Below are 25,590 nucleotides of genomic sequence, written 5' to 3' on the forward strand. Positions count from 1 at the left end.
AACTAAACTAAATACCACAATGAAAAAAACCATTAGCTGCCTTTGCTTTACAATCATTAGCACCATAACCTTTGGCCAAAGCACACAAAACCTTACCCAAGAAGACGTATTTAATGCCATGAAAAAAGCTTCTAAATATATGGTAGACGAAGTATCTTGCAACGGCGGTTACCTCTGGTATTACAAAGCAGACCTAACTGAGGTATTTGGTGAAGTACCTGCTAGAAAGTCTCAAATATGGGTACAAGACCAGGGAACACCTGCAATGGGACATACATTTTTAGACCTGTATGAAGCCACACTCGACGAAGACTACCTAAACTACGCAAAAAAAGCAGCCGATGCCCTTATTTATGGTCAGCACCCCCTAGGAGGCTGGCACTACTTTATTGATTTTGACAAGAAGGGATTAGAGGATTGGTATAAGAACACCGCCTCCCAATTCATTATAGGTTGGGAAGAATACCGCCATTATTATGGGAATTGCACCTTTGACGACGATGTAACACAAGGTGCTACCAGATACCTTTTGCGGTTATACGATGTTACTAAAGCTCCCACCTACTTATATGCCCTAAGAAAAGCACTTGATTTCATATTAATGGCACAATACCCCAACGGCGGTTGGCCACAACGTTATCCCTTACGTTATGAATTTGCACATGATGGGTTTCCCGATTACACATCGTATTATACTTTGAACGACAATGCCATGAACAATACAATAGATGTTTTGTTAGAAGCTTACGAACTACTGGGGGATGATAAGTATCTAGAAGCTGCCAAAAGAGGCGCCGACTTTTTTATGGTGGCCCAAGGTCCTGAGGGCCATGCAGGGTGGTCAGATCAATTTAATATGGACTTAGAACCCACAAAAGGCCGCACACACGAGCCAGCTTCTTATCAAATAAGGTATACCGTATCTACTATTAGACAGTTAGAAAAAATGTTTCTATACACCCAAGACCGAAGGTATTTACGCCCCATTCCCTTGGCACTTGATTGGATGGAAGCCTCAATAATAGGAACAGACAAAGATGGTAAGCCTCAATTTGCCCAATGGTATGATCCTAAAACCAATTTACCCATAAAAAGAGAAAACATACCAGAATATACCGAAGAAGGCTATATGAAATACAAGTATACCCTAGATAACAAAGCCAAGTTTATTAAGTTTAATGGCACTTTAGAAGAGCGCACACACTATGAAAAAATTAGGGATATTGAACCTGAAAAAGCACGTGAAATGTATGAAGCCTTAACCCTAAGACAACGCAGACAAAGAAACACCAGTGAGAAAGAGATACAAGATATAATAAGCAATATGAGTGTTAATGGGGCTTGGATAGAAAAATTCTCGGTACATGATATAGAACATACTATGGACCGTAATTACGATGCCGTAAAAGAAAAAGGGTTTTACAAATATGCCATAAAAGACATCTACGGTATATCAACCCAAACCTATATGAGCAATATGCACCGCTTTTTAACATATTTAAAGAAAATCGATTGATAGTATCTTTCTAACTTTAAGATAGTTTTAATATAATTTCAGTATCATTTCCTTATATTATGTATGAACCAAAAAAACAAAACAATGGGAATTATTGAAGAGAAAAAGAAATTTAAACCAACTAAAAAACAAAAAAACCCAACAAATCCAACAGGTAACACAAATCAAAAAACCAATGCCTTTGATGTGGATAAAGAAACCATAAAAAAGCAACAAAATAAAGAATAAAGGTAAAAACCAATAAAAACAAAAAAGCTATTACAGATTACTGTAATAGCTTTTTTTATTATTTAATCCTTTTTAAAACAGGAATCCCTATTCACTTTTCTTGTTGTTTTTCAACATTTGCAAATATAGCGTTTCAACCTTAGCCCTAGCCCAAGGTGTTCGCCTTAAAAATTTTAAACTGGATTTTATAGATGGGTTATTAGTAAAACATTTAATATTTATCACATGCCCCATATACTCCCAACCATAATGTGCTTCTAGTTCTGTAACTATTACCTCTAAAGTAATGCCGTGCAAGGGATTATTGGGTTGCAATGCCATAGCAAAATAATATTGAGTTTACAATAGTCTTTAACGTCTTCGCTTTCTATCTCGGTTATTTCTAGATGGACTATTTCCTTGGTACTTTTGTGTTGTTTTAGCTCCCCTTTCCTTTTTAGGTTGATTACCCCTACCTCGTTGTTGCCGCTTTTCAGGCTCAGTAGAAGCATGGGGATCAGGCTCAAAACCTTCCAAAATTTCAACAGGAATCTTTATACCAACCAGTTTTTCAATATCCCGTAAATAGGTTGTCTCATCAGCACTTACCAAAGATATAGCCTCTCCACTGGCACCTGCACGTCCCGTTCTCCCAATTCTATGAACATAATCTTCAGAAATATTGGGCAATTCAAAATTAATAACATGTGGTAACAACGGAATATCCAATCCGCGGGCAGCAATATCCGTAGCCACCAGTACACTTACAGAGCCATTTTTAAATCCGCCCAGGGCCTTGGTTCGGGCTCCCTGACTTTTATTGCCATGTATAGCCGCAGCAGTAATGTTTGCACCAATCATTTTTTTACATAATTTATTGGCACCGTGCTTTGTTCTGGTAAATACCAACACCTGTTTCCAATTACCTTCCGAAATTAGTTTAATAATCAGTTCCGTTTTTAATTCTTTTGCCACCCTGTACACTTTTTGTGCAATAGCATCTACCGTTGTATTTTCAGGCGTGGCTTCCACCTGTACGGGGCGATTTAAAATACCATGGGCCAATTGCCTTATATCTTTAGAAAACGTAGCCGAAAACATTAAGTTTTGGCGTCGTGTGGGCATTAAACCTATAACCCGTTCAATATCACGTAAAAAACCCATATCCAGCATACGGTCGGCTTCATCCAATACAAAAATCTCAACACGTTTTAAAGACAATAACCCTTGACTTTGCAAATCCAGTAAACGTCCTGGCGTTGCCACCAACACATCTACACCTTGCCTTATGGCTGCCACTTGTGGTTTTTGGTTAACACCTCCAAAAACAACAGTGCTTCTTAAGTCCAAAAACGTGCTGTATTCTTTAACATTGGTATATACTTGAGCGGCCAATTCGCGCGTAGGCGTTAAAATTAAAGCACGAATAGGACGGTATTTTTCTTTTGGATTTTCAGATAAAATATGTAAAAGTGGTAACGTAAATCCTGCGGTTTTACCTGTACCCGTTTGTGCCGATGCTAAAACATCTCGCCCCTCTAAAACAGGTGGAATGGCTTTTTGTTGAATAGTACTTGGAGTTGTGTATCCCTTTTTGCTAATAGCTTGTAGCAGGCCCTGGGATAAGCCTAATGAGTTAAATGACATATATATTGTTTGGGGAAACGACAATATATTTTGTAATGCCATTTCTTTGTAAAGCGCAAAGGTACACTTAATTTATTTAATGATTTTTAAATAAAAATACTAATATTTTGTTCGGGTCTTGTTCGAGTCTCCTTCGAGTCTCCTTCGAGTTACCTTCGACTAAGTGGGGATTTAGCCGAACAAACCCCAAATAAAACTGGAATTTAACTGGAGATAAACTAAAATATTACCAACTCTTATAAGGATATTTTATATTTGCCTGAAACTTTAATTAACCAAAAACAAACTATTGACGGTGAATTTTTGTTTAATTCATATAATATAAATGACCTTTCAGATTCTGTAGAAATAACTGATGGGATGTTTAAAATAACTGTAGTTAAAGATTAAAATACAAGCATTGAACCCAAAAGTTAATTTATTTTTAGAAAACGCTAAAAAATGGCAAGAGGAATTAAAAACTCTTAGAACTGTTATCCTTGACTGTGGACTTACAGAAGATTTTAAGTGGATGCACCCCTGTTATACTTATAAAGGTAGTAATGTTGTTATTATTCATGGGTTTAAAGCGTATTGTGGCATGAGTTTTTTTAAAGGGGCTTTGCTAAAAGATACTGATAACATTTTAGTTAAAGCTGGTGAAAACACCCAATCTTCGCGTATGGTACGCTTTACTACACTGCAGGATATCATAGACTTAAAACCTGTGCTAAAAGCTTATATTTATGAGGCTATTGAAGTGGAAAAAGCTGGTTTAAAGGTAGATTTTAAACCCCTTGATGCATACAATATTCCTGTTGAATTAAAAAACAAGTTTAATAAAGATCCTAATTTTAGGGCTGCTTTTGAAGCTTTAACCCCAGGACGACAAAAGGGCTATATACTGCATTTTTCTTCTGCTAAGCAATCGGCTACTCAGGTTTCTAGAATTGAGCAGTATACAGACCGTATTATGAACGGCAAGGGAATTCGTGATTGTGTTTGTGGGCATTCTAAACGATACCCTATGTGTGATGGATCGCATAAAATGATTAAGACTTAATTGGTTTTAAAAAAACTCGCGGTACTGCAATACCCTAAAATCAAAGGTATTGAAGTTGGGGTTTTTGTTCTTTAATTGTTGGTATAGAGGCATGCTTCCTATAGCTCTATTTGCCGATCCTGATGCTGATGTTAATGATACTGTTTTTATTATTCTTGGTAAAGGCTTATCTGTTTCTGTAGTTCTGGGCATATGGAATTGATGTATGCGTGGTATATGGTTCGATACAACTTCTAATTTAATACCGTAATCTTTAACATGCTTTCTAAAAAAATACTCTGGACCATTTTTACTATTGCCCCCTGTAAACAACAAGGTATCTACTTTTGGGTATTGCTTTAAATAGCCTATTATATTGCGTAGTTTAATGTTTTGCATTCCCAGGTCGGAAGCATCTATTTTACTACGTTCGCAACTTTCAACAATATCACACACTCCTATTTTATGCTGTATTAAAAATTGTTTTCGTTGTTGTATGGCTTCTTTAGAGTTATCATAACGTAAGCTTAAACCATGAATGGCATCTATATACAACCAAAGGGAATTATAGTAACTGCCATAACAAAAATTGACATCTTTCTCTAATAATTCGCCTGTAGAAAACCTAGGTGGCGGTAAGGTGCCAACTATTAGTTTCTTGGTATCTTTTTGTATAAATGGTTTGTAGGGATGTTTATGTTTAAACACATTTTTTGGATTTTAACTGGGTTTTGCTTATTTTATTTGTCCAATAAATATAAAAATTCTCACTTGGGTGGGGTTAAAAAAACAAATAAACTATGGGAAAAGGCGATAAAAAAACAAAACGAGGAAAAATAAACCGAGGCACCTACGGGGTAAGAAGACCCCGTATTAAAAAGAAACCTAGGGTGGAAACTAAAATTAGTGTTGATAAAAAGGCGATTGCTAAATAAAATTACAAGCCTATCTTATAAAAACCAGTTCGGTTTTACTAGACATGGTTTCGCTAAAACTATAACCTTCATAATTAAAACCTTTAACATCGTCTATGGTGTTGGCTTGGGTATCTATAATATAGCGCGTCATAAAGCCACGTGCTAGTTTAGCAAATGTCATGATGGTTTTATACTCACCATTTTTAAAGTCTTTAAAATTACAGGTTACAACGGGTACTTTTAATGCTTTTGTATCAATGGCTTTAAAATACTCATTACTGGCCAGGTTTAAAAACAACTCATCGGCCTCTAACTCATCATTTAAAGCTTTGGTTATGGTTTTTTTCCAAAACTCATACAGGTTCTTGTTCTTTCCTACTGGAAGCTTGGTTCCCATTTCTAAGCGGTAAGGCTGTATTAAATCCAAAGGCTTTAACAACCCATACAATCCTGAAATAATGCGTACTGTACTTTGCACGGTAGCTACTTTGTCCTTTGGAATGGTATAAGCATCCAGACCTCTGTAAACATCTCCACTAAAGGCATAAATAGCAGGCCTGGCATTATCTGCTGTAAACGGCAACTCCCATGCTTGGTTGCGTTCATAATTTAAATGTCCTAAAGCATCAGAAATACTCATGAGTTTTGATAGGCTTTTTGCCGATTTCTTTTTTAATAGTTTGTTAAGTCGCTCTGATTGTTTTAAAAATTGAGCTTCTGAGTATTGTGATATTGGTAATGGACTTTCAAAATCGAGTGACTTTGCTGGTGATAGTACTAGTTTCATTTACACTTTAGTTTATGGGTTTACTGGTTAATAAGCTTATCGGGGTATGGGTTTATCTTATTTTACTGGTGGTAAAGACCACCTAATTGCTCTTTTTATAAAAAACTAAATTACAATAATTAAACCTTTAAACAAAGCGGTAAAACATTTAAGAAAGCCACTTAATTTTCAAGGTCTTGATGCTTGGAATAGGTGCGCCATTTTTCCACACACTGCAACATATCTTCTGGAATGGGGGTATCAAATTTTAGAAACTCCCCTGTTTTGGGATGCTTAAAGCCTAGTGTTTTGGCATGTAGTGCTTGCCTTGGCAATACTTTAAAGCAATTATCTACAAATTGCTTGTACTTGGTAAAGGTAGTCCCCTTTAATATTTTATCGCCACCGTAACGCTCATCATTAAACAAGGTATGCCCAATATGTTTCATGTGTACACGTATTTGGTGTGTACGTCCGGTTTCTAATTTACAGGATACTAATGTAACATAGCCCAAACGCTCTAAGACTTTGTAATGTGTAATGGCTGGCTTGCCTTTGTCGGCCTCATCATCAAAAAACACAGTATTTTGTAATCGGTTTTTAGGATGCCTTCCTATATTACCTTCTACAGTGCCTTCATCGGCTTCCACATTCCCCCAAACCAGGGCTACATATTCTCGTTCACTGGTTTTCTCAGCAAATTGTAATGATAAATGTGCCATAGCCTGTTCGGTCTTTGCTATGACCAATAAACCACTGGTATCTTTGTCTATACGATGTACTAAACCTGGACGTTCGCTGGAGTTATTGGGCAAGTTATCAAACCTAAATATTAAAGCATTTATCAATGTCCCCGAGTAGTTGCCATGTCCTGGATGCACTACCATGCCAGCTGGTTTATTTACCACCAACAAATGTTCATCTTCATAAACAACATCAAGAGGAATGTCTTCTCCAATAAGTAAATTTTCATGTGGGGGGTGTGTAAACAACACCCGTATCTTATCAAATGGTTTTACTTTGTAATTGGACTTTACGGGAGTATTGTTTACATAAATACTACCATTCTTGGCAGCTGCTTGAATTTTGTTTCGGGTAGCATTTTCTACAAAATTCATTAAATATTTATCTATACGTAGTGGCTTTTGCCCTTTTTCAACTGTAAAAGCATAATGCTCATACAAATCGCTTTCGTCATCAATAAATTCTGGATTATGTTGTTCCATGCTTAGGGTCTGTTACCATTGCCTAAAACCAAATCAATAACAGAAGTCTTGGGTAATTTATCTCCTGCCTTTATGGTTTCACCCTTGTGCTCCATTTTTAAGACCAAGTCTTTTGCAATATTATCTACATAAATTAGCTTCCCTACTTTAAAACCTAAAGCCTCTAGCGTTGGTTTTGCTTGTCTAAAAGTACGCTCTTTTAAATCTGGAACGCCTATTTTCCTGTATCCTGAAGGGTTTAATGTAATGTATATTTTTCTATCTTCTTTTACTTTACTACCCGCCGGTGGATCTTGTTCTATTACCGAAAATTTAGGGTAATCGGGGTTGTAATTTGCTGAATCCTGTATTTGCATTACCAAATGATTGGCCTCTAATTCTATTTGAGCCACACTAATAGACTTACCTGTAAGTTCTGGCACAGTTTCAAATTTACCATGGTTAGTTGTAATGTTTAACCACTTTAGAATGATAAAGCAGAGTACAATTAGGGCTACAACGGCTAATAAAATTTGTTTAAGAAATACTTTACTGGACAGAAATTTAATAAGGCTCATTTATAAAATTTTCAATTAGGCAAATATATAAAAACAGAACTGTTTTTTCTTTTGCAATTTAAGTGATATTTTAGCTTAACTTATAATACATACGTTTTATTATATATTTTAGATGGATATTTTGTTTGTTTTAAGAACTTAAAAATGTTTGTACACCCAAAATATATATAGAACAAAGAAAAAGAATAAAGAAAAGAGACCGATGGAACGCCTTAACACAGGGGACGTATAGACCAAGTCTTTAATCTTTCATATAACAGCAAGGCGGTCTAATATCAAAAAAAATAAATGAAAAAAAACATTGCTATTGTTATGGGAGGGTATTCTAGTGAATACCAAATTTCATTGAAAAGTGGAAATGTGGTTTATGAAACCCTGGATACTTCTAAATATAATGCCTACAGAATTCACATTTTTAAGGACAAATGGGTGTATGTCGATGCGAATGACCTTGAGTTCCCTATTGATAAAAATGATTTTTCAGTAACTGTAAATGGGACTAAAATAACTTTTGATTGTGTGTTTAATGCCATACATGGCTCTCCTGGTGAGGATGGTTTTTTGCAAGGGTATTTTAAATTGGTAAACCTTCCCCATACCAGTTGCGACATGTACCAGGCCAGTTTAACTTTTAATAAGCGCGATTGCTTAAGTGTTTTAAAACCTTATGGTATAAAAACAGCTACTTCTTATTATATAAACTTGGGAGACTCCATTGATGAAGATGGTATTATAGCTAAAGTAGGGCTGCCCTGTTTTGTAAAGGCTAACAAAGCCGGTAGTAGTTTTGGAGTCACTAAAGTGCACAAAAAAGAAGATTTAATGAACGCTATTAACATTGCTTTTAAAGAAGACGATGAGATTATTGTTGAATCGTTTTTGGACGGTACCGAGGTGTCTGTTGGAGTTATAACTTTTAAAGGCAAAACCAAAGTGCTCCCTATTACTGAAATAGTGAGTGAAAATGATTTCTTCGATTATGAAGCTAAATACCTTGGTAAATCGCAAGAAATAACCCCTGCCAGACTAGACAAAGCGCAGGAAGAGAAGGTAACCAAAATAGCTAAAAACGTTTATGAAGTTTTAAAGATGAAAGGTTTTAGCCGAAGTGAATATATTTTCAAGAATGGCGAACCACATTTATTGGAAGTTAACACTGTACCTGGTTTAACTAGGGAAAGCATCTTACCTCAACAAGCTAAAGCTGCAGGTATAACACTCTCTGAACTGTTTGATAATGCCATTGAAGAGGCCTTGAAATAATTTATGATTATCTTTGTTAAGTTTCTTTTACCACTACGCGGTATGTTTTTGAAACTGGAAGAGCCTAAAAACTAAAAAAATGAAACGTGCTATATTTCCTGGATCTTTTGATCCCATCACATTAGGACACTACGATATTATACAGCGTGGCGTTACTTTATTTGATGAGGTAATTGTAGCTATTGGGATTAATTCTGATAAAAAATATATGTTCTCTCTGGATGAACGTAAAACATTTATTCAAAAAGCATTTGCCAATGAACCTAAGGTGAAAGTTGTTACTTATGAAGGCTTAACAGTTGATTTTTGTAAAGAAATTGGTGTTGAGTTTATTTTAAGGGGCCTACGCAATCCAGCTGATTTTGAATTTGAAAAGGCCATTGCCCATGCTAACAGACGCCTTTCTACTATTGAAACGGTATTTTTATTAACATCGGCCAAAACATCGTTTATTGCATCTTCTATTGTTAGGGATGTGATTAGAAACAATGGCGACTACACTAAGTTTGTACCAGATAGCGTAAGGGTAACTAACTAAAATTTATACTCAGACAAGGATTTTGGAAATTTCTCTGGATTCTCTGCCAAATGGTAGCGAGGATCGTCTATAGCCTCTACGATAACTTCTTTAAATTTAGGACTTGCTTTATACAACAACACTTTACAGTCTTCACTTAAATGTTTCAGTTTAATGGTCTTACCTTCTGCTTCATATTTATTTACCAGATTATAAATGGCTTCTAAAGCCGAATGGTCGCTAACACGAGATTCTATAAAGTCAATTTCAACTGTATCCGGGTCGTTCTTCACATCAAACTTTTCATTGAATGCCAAAATAGAACCAAAAAACAAAGGCCCCCAAATTTCATATACTTTGGTACCATCTTCACGCATGCGCTTACGCGCTCTAATACGCTTGGCATTTTCCCATGAAAACACCAAGGCACTGATAATAACTCCTGCTATTACTGCAATGGCTAAATCAAAAATAACGGTTAATAAAGACACGGCTACCAAAACCACTACATCACTTACAGGTATTTTATTTAAAATTCTAAAGCTACTCCAAGCAAAGGTGCCTATAACTACCATAAACATAACGCCTACTAATGCTGCTATGGGTACTTGCTCTATAAGTCCGGAAGCAAAAAGAATAAAAATCAATAATAAAACGGCCGCTACAATACCTGATAGGCGTGTTCTACCCCCTGATTTTATATTTATCAATGATTGTCCTATCATGGCACAGCCCCCCATACCTCCAAAAAAGCCTGTTACAATATTGGCGCCTCCTTGGGCCATACATTCTCTATTGGCATTACCGCGTGTTTCGGTTAATTCGTCTACAAGATTCAAGGTCATTAAGGATTCTATTAAACCAATTGCTGCAAGAATTAAGGCATAAGGACCAATAAATTTAAGGGTTTGCAGGTTGAAAGGTACTTTATTAAAAATATCTGTTTGAAATTGTGGCAGACCTCCTTTTAAGCCTTCACCGCCACCTTCACGAATAAAACTGCCCACTGTAGCAACATCTAACTTTCCTAATATAACAATGGTTGAAACTACTAAAATAGCGACTAAAGCTTCTGGTAATTTCTTTGTAAGCTTGGGCAAACCATACATAATACCCATGGTTAGGGCCACCAAACCAAGCATTGTCCATAATTGCCCCCCTGTAAACCAAGCTCCAGAGCCATCTTTAAACATATTTAATTGTGATAGAAATATAACGATGGCCAGACCATTTACAAAGCCCATCATAACGGGATGTGGTATTAACCTAACAAACTTACCTAGCTTAAAAATACCTGCCAGCATTTGTATAGCACCCATTAAAATTACTGTAGCAAATAAATAATATAGCCCCAGGTTTTCATCTGGAGCTCCAAAAGCGTTTCCTTCGGCCACTAAACTAACCATAACAACGGCCAGTGCACCTGTTGCACCACTAATCATTCCAGGCCTACCTCCAAAAATAGAAGTAATTAAGCCAATCATAAACGCAGCATACAAGCCCACTAGAGGGTCTACACCTGCAACAAACGCAAATGCAACGGCTTCGGGCACTAGTGCTAAAGCCACTGTAATTCCACTTAAAATATCATTTTTTGCATTTGCTGTACGCTTACGTATAAATTCGCTCATGGTTTACTTTTTGTGTGCACAAATTTAAACTTAATATATAAGCAGTACAAAGTGCTTGTAGTATTTTAAGTTAATTGCTAACTAAAACGTTTGAGAAAATAAACCAAATTACTCTGTGAAAGTATTTAGCCAATTTAATGCTTCATCCCTATCTTGAAATGAACTAATTTGTAAATCATCTCTAGTATTCATGCTCATTAATGTTTCTGTAGCCAATAGGCCCCCATGTGTTCCAATAAGAATTGCTATGGCCTTAATTTGCTTCAAATTGGCAATTGTTTTCTGTGCTCCAAAAGTGTAACTATAGGAGTTTTTTTTGTTTATTAACAACAAGAAGGGAGGTGTAAAATTACTGAGTAAAAAATCATGGTAGGCATCTACTATAGCCTCATCCATTAAAACGCCCTCATTAACTATGAGTTCTGATAGTTGGTTTTCTAAAATTGTAATTGTGCCAAACGATAGTTTATAACTTTTCATATAAATCTATTAAATCAATAAAATGTTTGAGAGATTTTTACTAATTACAAACAACATTACTGCTGTTTGCTTAATGAATAGCAATTTATTGTTTAGCTTACCAACGGCACTAAATTAGGTATTTTTTTCTTATTCTTGATTTATCTATATTTTTTTTTAAAGACAAAAACCTTAAGCACTGTAAATCAAATCAATGCTCTAATGTTGGCATAAGAATTTTCTAACGCCTTATCGATTTGCCTTTTGTTCAGCCACTCAACTTTGGTTATACCTTCATCTTCTTGGGCATATAAATTTCCAGTAAAACTAGTTTTCATTTCAAACCAATAGGTAATTTTTATTTTATGTCTGCCATTACGTTTAAATATATGGTAAGTGGTTTCTAAAGGCTTAACTATTTCCAATCCGCCTACACCGGTTTCTTCTGCTACTTCCCGAGTAGCCGTTTTTTCAATAGTTTCGCTTCCTTCGGTTTTCCCTTTAGGTAAATCCCATTTGTCATTTCTGTAAATAAATAAGATCTCGTTATTGGAGTTGAACACTTTGCCGCCACCCGCAATAACATTGGGCAACTTTTTTAAAAACTTTTTTAAAAGCTTGTCTTTGTTTTTATGAACAAGCCTAACCTCTTCTATTGCTGTTGTATTTAATTCCTTTATAACCTTCCCAACATTAACAGTATCAAGCAAATAGTTTTTAAAATTTGTTTCTTTTTCTACTTCTGTCGTTAAAATTATGGGTTTATCGCCAACAAAAATTTTATACATATGTTAAATTGAGTCATTACATTTTGGTAAAAATATCATTTTTAGTTGCAATCCTTACATTGTTGAAAAAAATATTTTTATTCATTATTAAGAGTTATATAAAACTCAAATTTATGATTATTTTTGCTCTCATGATATTCAATAAACATACCGCTAAAAAAACGGCTGAAGTTTTGTTGCAAGTTAATGCTATAAAACTAAGCCCTAAAGAGCCTTTTACTTGGGCGTCTGGATGGAAATCACCTATTTACTGTGATAATCGTATCATACTATCGTTTCCTCCTATACGTAACTACATACGCGAAACGATGGCTAAGCACATTGAAAAGCAATACGGAAAACCCGATGCCATTGCTGGTGTAGCAACAGGTGCTATTGGCATAGGCATGTTGGTTGCCGAATATTTGGGCTTACCCTTTATTTATGTTAGGCCAGATGCTAAAGGGCATGGCAGAAAAAACCAGATTGAGGGGTTTATTGAAAGCGGACAAAATGTAGTGGTAGTAGAAGACCTTATAAGTACTGGAAAAAGCAGCTTAAATGCTGTTAAGGCTTTAAAAGATGCTGGCATAAACATTAAGGGTATGATTGCTATTTTTACTTATGGGTTTGATGTAGCTACTAAAAACTTCGAAAAAGAAGGTGTTATTCTACATACACTAAGTAACTATGAAAACTTATTGGAACAAGCTTTGGACACTAATTACATATCTGAAAAGGAACTAAAAACTTTATCTGAGTGGAATACCAACCCCAGTGCATGGTGTGCTTAAAATTTAACAACTAAACTATATTTATGAATTTAGAATCCCCAAAAGTTAGTATTAACAAGTCTCCCGAAGATGTATTTAATTTTTTAGCAGATATAAAAAACTTTAAATCCTTGATGCCCGAAAATATCAGTAAGTTTGAAATTTTAGGAGAAGACACTTTTTTATTTGCTTTAAAAGGCATGCCCGAAATTATTCTAAAAAAGAAAGACGCTACCCCTCCAAATAAAATTGTGCTTGGGGCTGCTGGTGGAAAAATAGATTTTTCGCTTATTGGTGATATTGAGAAAAAAGATGATACGACCAGTGAGGTACAGTTAAAGTTTAGTGGCGACTTTAACCCCATGATGGCTATGATGATAAAAGGCCCTATAAATAAATTTATAGAAACCCTTGCTACTAACATTCCAAATGCCATCTAATACAAAAGGGTAATTTCTTTTAAATCAAATTCCTTAGTAATATCATCTTCCAAAAGCACTTTTAGGTTTCCTGAATCTGATATATTTACAATAAAACCCGAAAATACCAGGCCATCGGCATCCTTAAATGTTGAAGGCTTATCTTTTCTAAAAAGATAATTTTCATATTCAGTCCTTAAAGCATCGTAATCACCGCACTTTAAGACCCTAAAATAATGCTGAAGATTTTTAATAATTACATTGGTAATTTCATCTAAATCATAAATTCGCCCAGAAATTAACTTTAATGATGAAGCTTTGGGCAAATTCTTAAACTCCGTTTGGTTTACATTAAGTCCAATACCAATAATGGAATATGACAAATTATTTTGTTTGATAACATTTTCAATCAAAATGCCACAAATCTTCTTGTTTTCTGACAAAATGTCGTTAGGCCATTTTACGCTCAATTTAGCTATAGAGAAAAATTGTAAACTCTTTAATATAGCTAAAGATGTTACAACACTAATGTAAAAAGGGTGCTCAATATGTAATTTAGATATGTCTTTATAGACACTAAACGTTAGGTTTTTAGACGATTGTGAGCTCCAAGTGGTTCCCATTTGCCCTCTTCCCTGCGTTTGCTTTTTAGCTGTAACTACGGTAAAATCTTCCAGGGTTTCTTGCGCACAAAGCTTTCTTAAATAACTATTTGTAGAATCGGTGGCATTAAGTTTGATTATACGCATTTACCGGTTATTATGTATCACTAGAATCTTAATGTTTATTTTAAACCATAAAGAACTAAAAAAATAATAACTTTGCAAAAATTAAAAAAACTGAATGGCGAAAAAAAATATAAGCGCAGACCAATTGATATCTGTTATAATAAGTGGTATTGAAGACGTTAAGGGGAAAGAAATCAACATTCTAGATTTAAGAGAAATTGAAAATACGGTTTGCGATTACTTTATAATTTGCGAGGGAACTTCTAACACGCAAGTAAACGCTATAGTGAATTCTGTACAAAAAAAAGTAAGCAAAGAACTTAAGGATAACCCTTGGCATACTGAAGGTGTTGATAATGCCGAATGGGTTTTAATAGATTATGTTAACGTAGTTGTGCACGTATTTCAAAAGCAAATAAGAGCATATTACGATATTGAAAGTCTTTGGGGTGACGCAAAAACTACTGTTATTGAAACTAGTTACTAAATAAGAATGGCAAACAAGAAAAAAAATACAAAAGACAATAAACCTAAATTTAGTCCGTACTGGATTTACGGTATTTTAATAGCCCTATTTTTAGGGTTTCAATTATTTGGTAATGGTGGTTATCAAGATGGCAGTGCAACAACCCCTGCAGAATTTTTTAAATTCTTAGAAGCGGGTGATGTTGAAAAGGTTGAAATTATAAAGAACACAAGAGTAGCAAAGGTTTACTTAACAGATGAAGCTGCAAATAAAGAGGTTCATAAAAACTCTAAACCTTCAACGCTTATACCATCTACCACAAAATTGCCAAATTATAAATTTGAATTTGGTGACCTTCAAAATTTTGAAAACAAGTTAAATGAGATAACAAGCACTCTACAAGCAAAGCCCATTGTAAAATTTGATACCGAAACTAATGATTGGGGAAATCTCTTAATGGGTATACTTCCATTTATTTTATTGATAGCTGTATGGATTTTTATCATGCGCCGTATGTCTGGTGGTGCTGGTGGCGGTGCTGGTGGTCAAATCTTTAATATTGGAAAATCTAAGGCCAAGTTATTTGACCAAAACACTGAGGTAAAAACGACCTTTAAGGATGTCGCTGGTCTGGAAGGTGCCAAAGAAGAAGTTCAAGAAATTGTAGACTTTCTTAAATACCCTGAAAAATACACAACACTTGGCGGTAAAATACCTAAAGGTGCCCTTCTTGTTGGCCCTCCAGGAACAGGAAAAACTTTATTGGCAAGAGCTGTAGCAGGCGAAGCTAAAGTGCCTTTCTTTTCATTATCGGGTTCCGATTTTGTAGAAATGTTTGTTGGTGTTGGAGCCTCTAGAGTTCGTGATTTGTTTAAGCAGGCCAAAGAAAAATCGCCTTCCATTATATTTATTGATGAAATTGATGCCATTGGACGTGCCAGGGGCAAAAACGCTATGTCTGGAAGTAATGATGAACGTGAAAACACACTCAACCAATTATTGACCGAGATGGATGGTTTTGGTACCAATACCAATGTTATTGTTTTGGCAGCAACCAACCGGGCCGATATTTTAGATACCGCCCTTATGCGTGCGGGACGTTTTGACAGACAAATATTTGTGGATTTACCAGATGTTAGAGAACGTAAAGAAATCTTTGAAGTACATTTAAGACCCCTTAAAAAAGCAAAGGATTTAGATTTAGATTTTCTTTCTAAACAAACCCCTGGATTTTCTGGTGCCGATATAGCAAACGTATGTAACGAAGCGGCTTTAATTGCTGCCAGAAATGGCAAAAAATCTGTAGACAAACAAGATTTCCTTGATGCCGTAGATAGAATTATTGGTGGTCTAGAAAAGAAAAACAAAATAATAACACCAAGTGAAAAAAGAGCTGTAGCCTTCCATGAAGCAGGACATGCAACTGTAAGTTGGATGTTAGAGCATGCTGCCCCGCTTGTAAAAGTAACCATTGTACCTCGTGGTCGCTCGTTAGGAGCCGCCTGGTACTTGCCCGAAGAACGTCTTATTGTACATCCCGAACAAATGCTTGACGAAATGTGCGCTGCCCTAGGTGGTCGTGCTGCAGAAAAAGTCATCTTTAACAAAATATCTACGGGGGCATTAAGTGATTTAGAAAAGGTTACAAAACAGGCCAGAGCTATGGTTACTATTTATGGATTAAGCGATAAAGTTGGTAACTTAACGTATTACGATTCTTCTGGTCAAAATGAATACGGCTTTACCAAACCTTACAGTGAGCAAACTGCTGAATTAATTGATAAAGAAATTTCAAGTATTATTGAAACCCAATATCAACGAGCCATAAAATTACTTGAAGAGCATAAAGATAAACTTACTGAACTGGCTGAGGTCTTGCTAGAAAAAGAAGTTATTTTTAAAGACAACCTTGAGAAAATATTCGGTAAACGTAGTTTCGAAAAAGAAGAAATGGAATCTAAAACCGAAACTGAAGAAACAGAGGCCGAAACACCTAAAGAATAAGTGTTTTAGTCGTATTTTGTTAAGCTTTTAGTAAAAATCTTAAATTAACCGCATCGTTAATTTAAGATTTTTTATATTTGATATAATCTAAAGGAATTTGTGTTAATAGCAGCCATTTAAATGAGTCTTTTTAGAAAAATTTTTGGTTCTAAAACTGATCACTCAAAAGAAGAACTAAAATCCGATAACAGAGGCAAATACATGCCAGAAATTAAATTGCCAATTGATGAAAGGTTTACCATTAACTTTAAATCAAATGGCGGTAAATTCCTGTATTGCGAAAATTTAAATGAAATATTCCAAAATTTGCAAAACATCCTCGAGGAGAACAATTGGGAAGATAAAAATGTTTTGCTTATTGATGACAACCTTAAAGACAAGTTTAAAGACTCCAATTTAAAGCCAACAAAAAAAGCAAACGATTCTACTTTTTTTCTAACTACCTGTGAAAACCTAATTGCCAATGATGGGTCTCTATTAATTTCTTCCAATCAAATATTTGAAAAAAAGCTATTTGAATTGCCCATGAATTTCATAGTATTTGCCACTACAAGTCAGATTGTTGAAAATATAGGAGAAGGCCTAAGGGGTATAAAATCCAAAAACAGGCAAAGAATCCCAACAAACATCACCACAATAAAACATTTTAAATCCAGTGATGAAAAAGACTTTTTAAGCTATGGCAGTAGTGCTAAAAATCTATACTTACTCCTTTTAGAAGACCTTTAGAATGAAAGAAACCCTAGTGCGATCACTTTCAGGACTACTGTATATCTTGCTATTAATTTTGTGCATAAATTACGAGCAACTCCTTGTCGCATTATTTTTTGTTTTTGGACTAATTTGCCTAGGTGAGTTTAAAAAGTTAATTCAATTAAAAAGCCCTATCCCTTATGCTATCTTTTTAGTTTTATATGCCTTTTTTGCCTACTGGACAATCTTTAAAAACCCGAATGAGGGAATTGATGAAATCATTCAAATACTTATGGTACTAACCATATTTGTTGAACTATTTTTAATTAAAGACCTGTTTTCGCAAAATACCATTCCGCTATTTAGTTCCAAAAGGTTTATATTAACCACACTGTATCTATCCAGTGCTTTTGTGTTTTTTATATTAATTGCTAATTATCACAACAATTACAATCCCAATATACTGTTGGGATCTTTTATATTGGTTTGGGTAAACGATTCTTTTGCTTATTTAATTGGTAAGAACTTTGGCAAACAAAAGCTCTTTGAAAAAATATCTCCCAAAAAAACAGTAGAAGGCTTTTTGGGCGGCTTGTTTTTTTCATGCATAGCAAGCTATTTTATTACTACCTTTACACAGACTTTAGACTTTACAAGTTGGCTTGTTTTAAGCATTATTGTTAGTGTATTTGGTACGTTGGGCGATTTAATTGAATCTAAGTTTAAAAGACAGGCTAATGTTAAAGATAGTGGTATTATTATGCCAGGCCATGGTGGGTTACTAGATCGCTTAGATAGCATCATCTTTGCCGCCCCTTTTATATATTTGTTTTTAAGAATTTTAAAGTATGTTTCATAAAGAAGGCCATAAAATTATAATTATAACATTCATTATAGTTATTGGGCTAACACTTTTAGTGGATGGTTTTATAACAACAACCTGGCTAAAAAGAACTTTAATGATAGCCTTATTGGTGTTTTTGGTCCTTATCCTTCAATTTTTTAGAAACCCTAAACGCCGGGGCACACTAAATGAAAAACAAGCCGTATCTCCAGTAGACGGTAAAGTTGTTGTAATTGAAGAGGTCTTTGAAAAAGAATATTTTAAAGAAAAGCGTTTACAAGTTAGTGTATTTATGTCGCCAATAAATGTACACGTTACGCGTTACCCCATTAGTGGCCAAGTTGTTTATAGCAAATACCATCCAGGAAAATACCTAGTGGCATGGCATCCAAAAGCCAGTGAAGAGAATGAACGCACAACCGTTGTTTTAGAAAATGCCTTTTTTGGCAAAGTATTATACAGGCAAATTGCAGGAGCCCTGGCCAAACGCATTGTAAATTATGCAAAAGTAGATGATAAGGCGGTTCAGGGAGCCGATTCTGGATTTATAAAATTTGGTTCTAGAGTTGATTTATTTTTACCTTTAGACGCTCAAATCAAAGTGCAATTAAACCAAAAAGTAAAAGGTGGAGAAAGTATTATTGCAGAAGTTAATGAGTAATGAAGAATTAGAAATAGAGTTTCAAGATGCTGTAAATCGGGTAAACGCATACACAAAGCCCTTTCCTGCTGATGTGCTTTTAAAGCTTTATGCCTATTATAAAAAAGCGACCAATAATTACGATAGGCCAAGTAGTAAAAAGCCCATTATAAACGCTTTTAAAACCAATGCCCTTTTTCAAGCTAAGGGTATCTCAGAAGAAGAAGCAAAACGTCTTTATATAGACTTGGTAAACAATTATTTTCTATACGGTAAGTAAGTTAACGCTGTTATTATTACATGCGTTCTGGCACCTGAATTCCTAAAACACCAAACGCATTCTTAATCGTTAAGGCTACTTTTTTAGAAAGTTGCACCCTAAAAACTTTTTCATTTTGGTTATCTGCTCCTAAAATAGATACGTTTTGGTAAAAGGAATTAAATTCCTTCACCAAATCATACGTATAATTGGCTATTAAGGCCGGGCTGTGTTGTAATGCTGCATTTTGCACAACTTCTGGAAATGCTTCCAACTGCTTTAACAACTCCTTTTCTTTTTGGTGTAAAGGCACCTTAACCTGTTTAGACAAATCAAAATCGGCCTTTCTAATAATAGATTGTATCCTGGCATATGTATACTGAATAAACGGCCCGGTATTACCTTGAAAGTCTATCGAATCCTTTGGATCAAACAGAATACGTTTTTTAGGGTCTACTTTTAAAATAAAGTACTTTAAAGCTCCCAATCCAATAGTTTTGTAAAGCGTTTGTTTTTCTTCGTCTGTATAACCGTCCAGCTTTCCTAATTCTTCCGATATGTCTTGGGCCGTCGCGGTCATTTCCTCAATTAAATCATCGGCATCTACAACAGTCCCTTCCCTACTTTTCATTTTCCCACTGGGCAAATCTACCATACCATAGCTTAAATGATACAGGTTTTTGGCCCAATCAAACCCTAATTTCTTTAAAATTAAGAACAATACTTGAAAATGGTAATCCTGTTCATTTCCAACGGTATAAACCATACCGCCCACATCGGGAAAATCTTTAATTCGCTGAATGGCCGTACCAATATCCTGGGTCATATATACTGCGGTTCCATCTGCTCGCTGTACAATTTTTTTATCTAAGCCTTCCTCGGTTAAATCGCACCAAACCGATCCATCTGCTTCTTTAACAAACACACCCGATTTTAACCCCTCGGTAACAAATTCTTTACCTAATAAATAGGTATCACTTTCATAATATAGGGTATCAAAATCAACCCCTAAGTTTTTATACGTTTCATTAAACCCATCATACACCCAACCGTTCATTCGTTTCCAAAGGGCCACCGTATCGGCATCACCAGCCTCCCATTTTAATAGCATGTTTTGGGCTTCCAAAAGTATAGGAGCTTCCTTTTTAGCGGCTTCTTCGGTTTTGCCAGAAGCTACCAAAGCTTCTATTTCTTTTTTATATTCTTGGTCAAACTTCACATAATAATTACCCACAAGCTTATCGCCTTTCAGTCCTGTGCTTTCTGGGGTCTCACCATTACCAAAGCGCTTCCACGCCAACATACTTTTACAAATATGAATGCCCCTGTCGTTAATAATCTGTGTTTTATATACTTTCTTACCAGACGCTTTTAAAATTTCAGCCACACTATACCCCAACAGATTGTTTCTAATATGCCCCAAGTGCAGTGGTTTGTTTGTATTGGGCGAAGAGTATTCTACCATAATAGCTTTCTCGCCAGCCTTGGGGGCCTCAAAACCATAAGCATCTTGGTTATAAATCCTGTTAAAAAAGTCGAGGTAATAAGCATCGCTTATCTCTATGTTTAAAAACCCTTTCACCACATTAAAAGCTTTAACATCAGCTACATTCTCAACCAAATAATGGCCTATTGTTTCCCCAATTTGTACTGGGTTGCCTTTTACATAGCGCAGCATCGGGAAAATTACAACAGTAATATCTCCTGCAAACTCTTTTCTGGTAGCTTGAAACTCCACAGTGTCAATAGACACATTATAAGCTGCCAATACGGCTTTTTTCACATCATTTGATATGGTCTCCTGAAGGGTCATTAATAATCATTTTTAAGTGAGCAAAGATAAAACTTTTATTAAAGTTTTAGGTAAATTTCCTTTTTATATAAAGCCTGGTGCTACTTGCTATTTAAACGCTTCAATTAAAAATTGAAAAACAATCAACAAGCTACCATTTTACCAAAAGTGAAAGGGAAGTTTCTAGTTGTGCATTTCATCGACAAAAGTGTCATTATTCCATGATTTTTGCCTTTCATCTATTCATCGATAATATGCAAAATTTCTGGTTGTCCTTTCATCTAATTTATTGGCATTAAAACGCAGAAATTAGAATATATAAAGGCTTTTTCCAACTTTTGTTATGTAAAGCTATTGTTCAATTTTTTTTTTTCGAAAAAAATAAAACTAACAAAAATATTACAGCTTGATAAAGCAATCTTTTTTCCCTCAAATAAGACAACTTTAACAATTGCTTTATTCTTATTTGTAATTAACATTGTTGTATGAGGAAAATAATTACTTTAATTGCTGTTTTTTTATCTGTTCTTCTTAGTTTTTCACAAACTAAAGAAGTAGATAGTCTTTCCATACAACTCGCTTTTGAAACCCAAGATTCATTAAAAGTAGAAACCTCACTAAAACTTATTAAAGCGCTTTATGAAATTAAAGCATACGATAAAGCCATTAAATATGTTATTGAAAGTGAAAAGCTTTCCAATAGTATAAACTATACTAAGGGTATTGCTGAAGTTACTTATTACAAAGCCTTGATATATGCCCAAAAGGACGACTACATTAACGCCATTAGTGGCTACACAAAATCTAAAAGTCTATATAGTAAGCTAAACGACTCCTTGGGTGTTGCCAGGGTTAATAACAGTATTGGTTTAATTGAAATTAAACGCGGCAATTACACAAAAGGTCTGCAATACTCGCTGGCTGCCTTAGAGGAACTTGAAAAACAAAACCTTAAAGAAGAGCTTAGTTTAGCTTATAGCAATTTGGCCAAGGCATACTACAACATCAATGCCTACGATAAAGCCATTGAATTTAATTTAAAGGCCCTTGAAGTACAAGAACAATTAAATGACCTTAACGGGCTCTTGAAAACCAATACGCAATTGGCCGAACTGTATTCACATAAAAAAGAATACAGAAAAGCGATCTATTACTACGAAGAAGTTATTGAGGCCTCGGCAGAGGACAATGATTCCATTCGCGGATACATTTACCCAAAGTTAGGGGGTGAGTACTTAAAGTTCAATGATTATGATAAGGCCGCCCAGTACTTAATACAAGGCTTAAGCTTAAATAGAAAATCCAATAATAAAACAGGATTGCTTTTATCCTTAAACGGCCTTGGGGCTTTAAATTTACAACAGCAACGCCTTATTTTGGCAGAACAACAACTTTCTGAAGCTGGCACTATAGCCAAAAGCATAGACAACAAAACCGAGCTCTTAAAATACTACCAACTCATGAAGGACCTAGATTCTACCAGAAAGCGGTTTGATAGGGCTTTTGTATGGCAACGGGAATATTACAACTTAAAAATCAGTCTTGATAAAGACCAAATGGTAACTCCCCAAAACCTAGATACGGAATCGTTGGAGCTTAATCCTGATTTTGTTGATGAAACATCCACAACTCTAAGCCAATCCAATGTAGATAATGCCACTACCAAAAAAGAGTTTGATAAGTTTAAACTGATTTTTTATGGCCTACTGGCAGCACTGGCCGTTGTTTCTACATTCTTGGTGTTAATTTATTTAAAACGCAACAATAATATTAAGTACACCCAAGAGCTAGAGGAAAAAAACCTTAAGATTGAGCTACAAAACGAAGCCTTTTTAGAGCAAACAAAGCATCTTGAAAACGTAAACAATGTTAAGGATAAATTGTTCTCTATTATATCGCACGACTTAAAAGACTCTTTGTCTTCCATTAATGGTTTTATCGATTTGCTTAAAGACGGCTCCTTAACAAGAGAAGAGTTTGAAAACCTAATACCCGAATTAAGTGAAAATGCCAATAATGCATCATTATTGTTATTTAATTTATTAAACTGGTCTAAATCCCAAATGCAATCGTTAGAACCCAAACCTACATTGTTTGATATCCAGGAAGTTTTTGAGGAAAAAGTAAAACTCGTCGAGCAGCGTATGGAAAGCAAGGGCATTGAACTGGTAGATCACTCCTTGCGTGACTTTGCGTATGCCGATAGAAGCATGTTTGAAATTGTAATTCAAAATTTACTGGCCAATGCCATTAAGTTCTCTAAAGAAGGGGATACTATTACCATATCCAATCATATTAGCAACGGAAACTGTATTATTAGCGTAGCCGATACTGGTACAGGCATATCCAAACAAAATATAGACAAGCTGTTTAAAAACACCTCATTTACAACTGTTGGCACCAACAACGAAAAAGGTACTGGTTTGGGCTTATCTATCTGTAAAGAGCTAGTAGAATTGAACAACGGTAAAATTTGGGTAGAAAGCACCTTAAATGTAGGCAGTACATTTTATGTACAATTACCCAAGTCTAGGCCTGCACAATAAACCAACAACAGCCCATCAAGCTTTGGGCAAAAATACCTCAGCCATCATACAACGGGCACTACCGCCCCCACAGGCCTCAATAGTATCTAAAGAGCTATGTAACAGTTTACCATGCTTTTCCAGTTGCTGTATTTGATTTTTGGTTAAAGACTTATATGCCGATGTACTCATTACCACATAAGGCACACCATCACCCGACTTTACCTGCAACATATTACCGGCAAAAAGGTTTACCTGTGCTTCGGTAATATCTATAACCTCCTTTCCATCTGCTTTTAAGTTGGCAATAACATTTTTGCGTTCTTTCTTATCGTCAATGCTATTTAAACAAACCACCGCAAAGCTTTCACCCAGCGCCATCATAACATTGGTATGGTAAATGGCCTTTCGGGTGTTATTTATGGTTTGGTTGGCCGTAAAAATAACTGGCATAAACTCAAAATCCTCACAAAACTCAATAAGCAAGTCTTCATCGGCTCGGGGTGACAAGGCACAATAGGCCTTGCGGTTTACCCTATCCAACAACAAACTACCGGTACCTTCAAGAAACAGGTTTTCAGCTTCGGCACTGGTATAGTCTACAACATCATTAATAGCAAAGCCTTGCTTTTCAACAGCAGCCAAAACATCTTCCCGACGCTCCAAACGTCTGTTTTCAGCAAACATGGGGTACAATACCACCTCACCGCTTTCATGAAAGGATATCCAATTATTTGGAAAAACAGCATCGGGGGTATCAAATTCATCCGTGTCATTTACAACAATAACAGTAACGCCAACGCTGCGTAACTTTTCAACAAAAGCATCAAATTCCTGTTGCGCCTTGGCATTAACCGTATCGGGTAACAGGTGGTCCATAACCTTTTGGTAATAATTATTTACAGCTGTTTGCTCATTCATTCTAAAGCTTATGGGCCTAACCATTAAAATTGTATTTGTTATTTGTTGCATCTATCTTTTGCTTTATTATGGTTAATGTGCTCTTGCGTTGTTGCCCTAATTCACGCCTCCCTAATCAAAGGCATAGTAGAGCAACGCAACAAACCTTCCTGTTTGGCTATTTCAGAATAGGGCACTTCTTCTACTGTAAAGCCTTCACTTCGCAGCCAGGTGTTTAATCTGGTAAACCCGCGTTCGGAAATAACAACATCTTCTGATATTGAAAATACATTGCTGCACATATTGTACATTTCTTCTTTAGTTATTTCAAAGATATTTTCTTTTCCAAAAAAATCAACCAACCACTGGTACTCGCGCTCTATTAAAAAGCCATTTTTATGAATAATGGCCTTGCCTTTTCCTAAGGGCTGAAAACAACAATCTAAATGCAGGGCATTCTCTTTGGCATTGGTATTGGATTTTCTAAGTTCAAAGGCCTTAACCGTTTTGTTGGGAAACAATTTCTGCAACGCCATAACGGCATGTATATTGGTACGGGCCGTAATTAAATCGGGGTAATCGGCTCCCGAATAGGTTCCCACAAAAATATAATCGTTCCAGGGCATCACATCGCCGCCTTCTACATGGCATTCTGGTGGCAAAATAATACGATTGGCCCTATCTACTTGGTCCCACACATACCTAATGGCCTCGATCTCCCTTTCCCTATCTGGCAAAATATTGGCCCTTATTATTTTATCTTCAATAACAAAAGCAATGTCCCTAGAAAATATCTGGTTGCAATTATCAATAACCTCTGGTCTAAACACTTGCACATCGTATTTTTTTAAAACAGCAGCCACAGCTTCCATTTCTACAATCATATCGGCTTCCTTAGGGTAGGTTCCTGCCAATACGTGCTCTATACTTTTAGGGTCGTAACAATCCTCGATACTTGGCGTAGGTCCATTACTTTTAGCTGTGCCCAGTATAACGGCTTTAAGCTTTGATGTTTCGTTTTTTATGTGGAGTTTTAGCATGGTGTAAATATAA

The 25,590-nt window shown here is 35.6% G+C and carries 28 protein-coding genes; 15 read left to right on the forward strand and 13 right to left on the reverse strand.

The window, feature by feature from the left end:
* Nucleotides 1–19 precede the first annotated feature (19 nt).
* The gene (locus tag AC5SR4_RS02105; protein ID WP_495357887.1) at nucleotides 20–1,516 is read left to right on the forward strand and encodes a pectate lyase; all 1,497 of its coding nucleotides are present in this window, start codon (nucleotides 20–22) and stop codon (nucleotides 1,514–1,516) included.
* 84 nt (nucleotides 1,517–1,600) lie between these two features.
* Nucleotides 1,601–1,744, forward strand: a complete 144-nt coding sequence (locus tag AC5SR4_RS02110) for a hypothetical protein (RefSeq protein ID WP_495357888.1) — start codon at nucleotides 1,601–1,603, stop codon at nucleotides 1,742–1,744.
* Between the two features lie 87 nt (nucleotides 1,745–1,831).
* On the opposite strand, the gene AC5SR4_RS02115 is transcribed toward AC5SR4_RS02110, so the two are convergent.
* Both AC5SR4_RS02115 and AC5SR4_RS02120 read right to left on the reverse strand, forming a co-directional pair.
* On the reverse strand, nucleotides 1,832–2,065 hold the full coding sequence (locus tag AC5SR4_RS02115) for a VF530 family protein (protein WP_495357889.1): 234 nt from the start codon (nucleotides 2,063–2,065) through the stop codon (nucleotides 1,832–1,834).
* A 30-nt stretch (nucleotides 2,066–2,095) separates the two neighbouring features.
* The gene (locus AC5SR4_RS02120) at nucleotides 2,096–3,370 is read right to left on the reverse strand and encodes a DEAD/DEAH box helicase (protein ID WP_495357890.1); all 1,275 of its coding nucleotides are present in this window, start codon (nucleotides 3,368–3,370) and stop codon (nucleotides 2,096–2,098) included.
* Nucleotides 3,371–3,770: 400 nt separating this feature from the next.
* Here AC5SR4_RS02120 and AC5SR4_RS02125 point away from each other — a divergent pair, with 400 nt between their 5' ends.
* Nucleotides 3,771–4,412, forward strand: coding sequence for a DUF1801 domain-containing protein (locus tag AC5SR4_RS02125; RefSeq protein WP_495357891.1), 642 nt, complete (start codon nucleotides 3,771–3,773; stop codon nucleotides 4,410–4,412).
* Between the two features lie 6 nt (nucleotides 4,413–4,418).
* Here AC5SR4_RS02125 and AC5SR4_RS02130 read toward each other — a convergent pair whose 3' ends face one another.
* Nucleotides 4,419–5,099, reverse strand: a complete 681-nt coding sequence (locus tag AC5SR4_RS02130; protein WP_495357892.1) for a uracil-DNA glycosylase family protein — start codon at nucleotides 5,097–5,099, stop codon at nucleotides 4,419–4,421.
* Nucleotides 5,100–5,191: 92 nt separating this feature from the next.
* Here AC5SR4_RS02130 and AC5SR4_RS02135 point away from each other — a divergent pair, with 92 nt between their 5' ends.
* A complete protein-coding gene (locus tag AC5SR4_RS02135) occupies nucleotides 5,192–5,326 on the forward strand; it encodes a 30S ribosomal protein THX (RefSeq protein ID WP_495357893.1) in 135 nt (44 codons plus the stop codon).
* 10 nt (nucleotides 5,327–5,336) lie between these two features.
* Here the strand turns inward: AC5SR4_RS02135 and yaaA are convergent, their stop codons facing one another.
* From yaaA to AC5SR4_RS02150, 3 genes are all read right to left on the reverse strand, one after another.
* Nucleotides 5,337–6,095: a peroxide stress protein YaaA gene (gene yaaA / locus AC5SR4_RS02140; protein ID WP_495357894.1), complete on the reverse strand. Its 759-nt coding sequence runs from the start codon at nucleotides 6,093–6,095 to the stop codon at nucleotides 5,337–5,339.
* 161 nt (nucleotides 6,096–6,256) lie between these two features.
* Nucleotides 6,257–7,300: an RluA family pseudouridine synthase gene (locus AC5SR4_RS02145; RefSeq protein WP_495357895.1), complete on the reverse strand. Its 1,044-nt coding sequence runs from the start codon at nucleotides 7,298–7,300 to the stop codon at nucleotides 6,257–6,259.
* Nucleotides 7,301–7,302: 2 nt separating this feature from the next.
* Nucleotides 7,303–7,857: a PASTA domain-containing protein gene (locus AC5SR4_RS02150; RefSeq protein ID WP_495357896.1), complete on the reverse strand. Its 555-nt coding sequence runs from the start codon at nucleotides 7,855–7,857 to the stop codon at nucleotides 7,303–7,305.
* A 288-nt stretch (nucleotides 7,858–8,145) separates the two neighbouring features.
* On the opposite strand from AC5SR4_RS02150, the gene AC5SR4_RS02155 reads away from it, so the two are divergent.
* Together AC5SR4_RS02155 and coaD are read left to right on the forward strand one after the other, a co-directional pair.
* Nucleotides 8,146–9,120 (forward strand): D-alanine--D-alanine ligase, encoded by a 975-nt coding sequence (locus tag AC5SR4_RS02155; RefSeq protein WP_495357897.1) that lies wholly within the window; start codon nucleotides 8,146–8,148, stop codon nucleotides 9,118–9,120.
* Between the two features lie 79 nt (nucleotides 9,121–9,199).
* Nucleotides 9,200–9,658: a pantetheine-phosphate adenylyltransferase gene (gene coaD, locus AC5SR4_RS02160; RefSeq protein ID WP_495357898.1), complete on the forward strand. Its 459-nt coding sequence runs from the start codon at nucleotides 9,200–9,202 to the stop codon at nucleotides 9,656–9,658.
* Here coaD and AC5SR4_RS02165 read toward each other — a convergent pair.
* From AC5SR4_RS02165 to AC5SR4_RS02175, 3 genes are all read right to left on the reverse strand, one after another.
* On the reverse strand, nucleotides 9,655–11,268 hold the full coding sequence (locus AC5SR4_RS02165; RefSeq protein ID WP_495357899.1) for a SulP family inorganic anion transporter: 1,614 nt from the start codon (nucleotides 11,266–11,268) through the stop codon (nucleotides 9,655–9,657). The genes coaD and AC5SR4_RS02165 overlap by 4 nt on opposite strands.
* A 108-nt stretch (nucleotides 11,269–11,376) precedes the next feature.
* Nucleotides 11,377–11,748: a hypothetical protein gene (locus AC5SR4_RS02170; RefSeq protein ID WP_495357900.1), complete on the reverse strand. Its 372-nt coding sequence runs from the start codon at nucleotides 11,746–11,748 to the stop codon at nucleotides 11,377–11,379.
* Nucleotides 11,749–11,933: 185 nt separating this feature from the next.
* A complete protein-coding gene (locus AC5SR4_RS02175; RefSeq protein WP_495357901.1) occupies nucleotides 11,934–12,515 on the reverse strand; it encodes an NUDIX hydrolase in 582 nt (193 codons plus the stop codon).
* Between the two features lie 131 nt (nucleotides 12,516–12,646).
* Here AC5SR4_RS02175 and pyrE point away from each other — a divergent pair, with 131 nt between their 5' ends.
* Together pyrE and AC5SR4_RS02185 are read left to right on the forward strand one after the other, a co-directional pair.
* Nucleotides 12,647–13,288: an orotate phosphoribosyltransferase gene (gene pyrE / locus AC5SR4_RS02180; RefSeq protein WP_495359147.1), complete on the forward strand. Its 642-nt coding sequence runs from the start codon at nucleotides 12,647–12,649 to the stop codon at nucleotides 13,286–13,288.
* A 23-nt stretch (nucleotides 13,289–13,311) separates the two neighbouring features.
* Nucleotides 13,312–13,707 carry an SRPBCC family protein gene (locus AC5SR4_RS02185; RefSeq protein WP_495357902.1) on the forward strand — a complete coding sequence of 132 codons (396 nt, stop codon included), beginning with the start codon at nucleotides 13,312–13,314 and terminating at the stop codon, nucleotides 13,705–13,707.
* Here AC5SR4_RS02185 and AC5SR4_RS02190 read toward each other — a convergent pair.
* On the reverse strand, nucleotides 13,704–14,435 hold the full coding sequence (locus AC5SR4_RS02190) for a biotin--[acetyl-CoA-carboxylase] ligase (RefSeq protein WP_495357903.1): 732 nt from the start codon (nucleotides 14,433–14,435) through the stop codon (nucleotides 13,704–13,706). The genes AC5SR4_RS02185 and AC5SR4_RS02190 overlap by 4 nt on opposite strands.
* Nucleotides 14,436–14,529: 94 nt before the next feature.
* On the opposite strand from AC5SR4_RS02190, the gene rsfS reads away from it, so the two are divergent.
* From rsfS to AC5SR4_RS02220, 6 genes are all read left to right on the forward strand, one after another.
* A complete protein-coding gene (gene rsfS / locus AC5SR4_RS02195) occupies nucleotides 14,530–14,901 on the forward strand; it encodes a ribosome silencing factor (RefSeq protein ID WP_495357904.1) in 372 nt (123 codons plus the stop codon).
* Between the two features lie 6 nt (nucleotides 14,902–14,907).
* Complete coding sequence (gene ftsH / locus AC5SR4_RS02200; protein WP_495357905.1) at nucleotides 14,908–16,884, forward strand: ATP-dependent zinc metalloprotease FtsH; 1,977 nt, start codon at nucleotides 14,908–14,910, stop codon at nucleotides 16,882–16,884.
* A gap of 120 nt (nucleotides 16,885–17,004) precedes the next feature.
* Nucleotides 17,005–17,613, forward strand: coding sequence for an LUD domain-containing protein (locus AC5SR4_RS02205; RefSeq protein WP_495357906.1), 609 nt, complete (start codon nucleotides 17,005–17,007; stop codon nucleotides 17,611–17,613).
* Nucleotide 17,614: 1 nt separating this feature from the next.
* The gene (locus AC5SR4_RS02210) at nucleotides 17,615–18,436 is read left to right on the forward strand and encodes a phosphatidate cytidylyltransferase (RefSeq protein WP_495357907.1); all 822 of its coding nucleotides are present in this window, start codon (nucleotides 17,615–17,617) and stop codon (nucleotides 18,434–18,436) included.
* Nucleotides 18,426–19,082 carry a phosphatidylserine decarboxylase family protein gene (locus tag AC5SR4_RS02215; RefSeq protein ID WP_495357908.1) on the forward strand — a complete coding sequence of 219 codons (657 nt, stop codon included), beginning with the start codon at nucleotides 18,426–18,428 and terminating at the stop codon, nucleotides 19,080–19,082. The genes AC5SR4_RS02210 and AC5SR4_RS02215 overlap by 11 nt, the downstream gene beginning before the upstream one ends.
* A complete protein-coding gene (locus tag AC5SR4_RS02220) occupies nucleotides 19,075–19,341 on the forward strand; it encodes an acyl-CoA-binding protein (RefSeq protein WP_495359148.1) in 267 nt (88 codons plus the stop codon). The genes AC5SR4_RS02215 and AC5SR4_RS02220 overlap by 8 nt, the downstream gene beginning before the upstream one ends.
* A gap of 16 nt (nucleotides 19,342–19,357) precedes the next feature.
* Here the strand turns inward: AC5SR4_RS02220 and argS are convergent, their stop codons facing one another.
* The gene (gene argS, locus AC5SR4_RS02225) at nucleotides 19,358–21,133 is read right to left on the reverse strand and encodes an arginine--tRNA ligase (RefSeq protein ID WP_495357909.1); all 1,776 of its coding nucleotides are present in this window, start codon (nucleotides 21,131–21,133) and stop codon (nucleotides 19,358–19,360) included.
* 464 nt (nucleotides 21,134–21,597) lie between these two features.
* Here argS and AC5SR4_RS02230 point away from each other — a divergent pair, with 464 nt between their 5' ends.
* The gene (locus AC5SR4_RS02230) at nucleotides 21,598–23,658 is read left to right on the forward strand and encodes a tetratricopeptide repeat-containing sensor histidine kinase (RefSeq protein WP_495357910.1); all 2,061 of its coding nucleotides are present in this window, start codon (nucleotides 21,598–21,600) and stop codon (nucleotides 23,656–23,658) included.
* A 15-nt stretch (nucleotides 23,659–23,673) separates the two neighbouring features.
* Here AC5SR4_RS02230 and ctlX read toward each other — a convergent pair whose 3' ends face one another.
* Nucleotides 23,674–24,609, reverse strand: a complete 936-nt coding sequence (ctlX, locus tag AC5SR4_RS02235; protein WP_495357911.1) for a citrulline utilization hydrolase CtlX — start codon at nucleotides 24,607–24,609, stop codon at nucleotides 23,674–23,676.
* A gap of 50 nt (nucleotides 24,610–24,659) precedes the next feature.
* The gene (locus AC5SR4_RS02240; protein WP_495359149.1) at nucleotides 24,660–25,577 is read right to left on the reverse strand and encodes a dimethylarginine dimethylaminohydrolase family protein; all 918 of its coding nucleotides are present in this window, start codon (nucleotides 25,575–25,577) and stop codon (nucleotides 24,660–24,662) included.
* Nucleotides 25,578–25,590 lie beyond the last annotated feature (13 nt).

Source organism: Aestuariibaculum scopimerae (genome assembly GCF_059428085.1).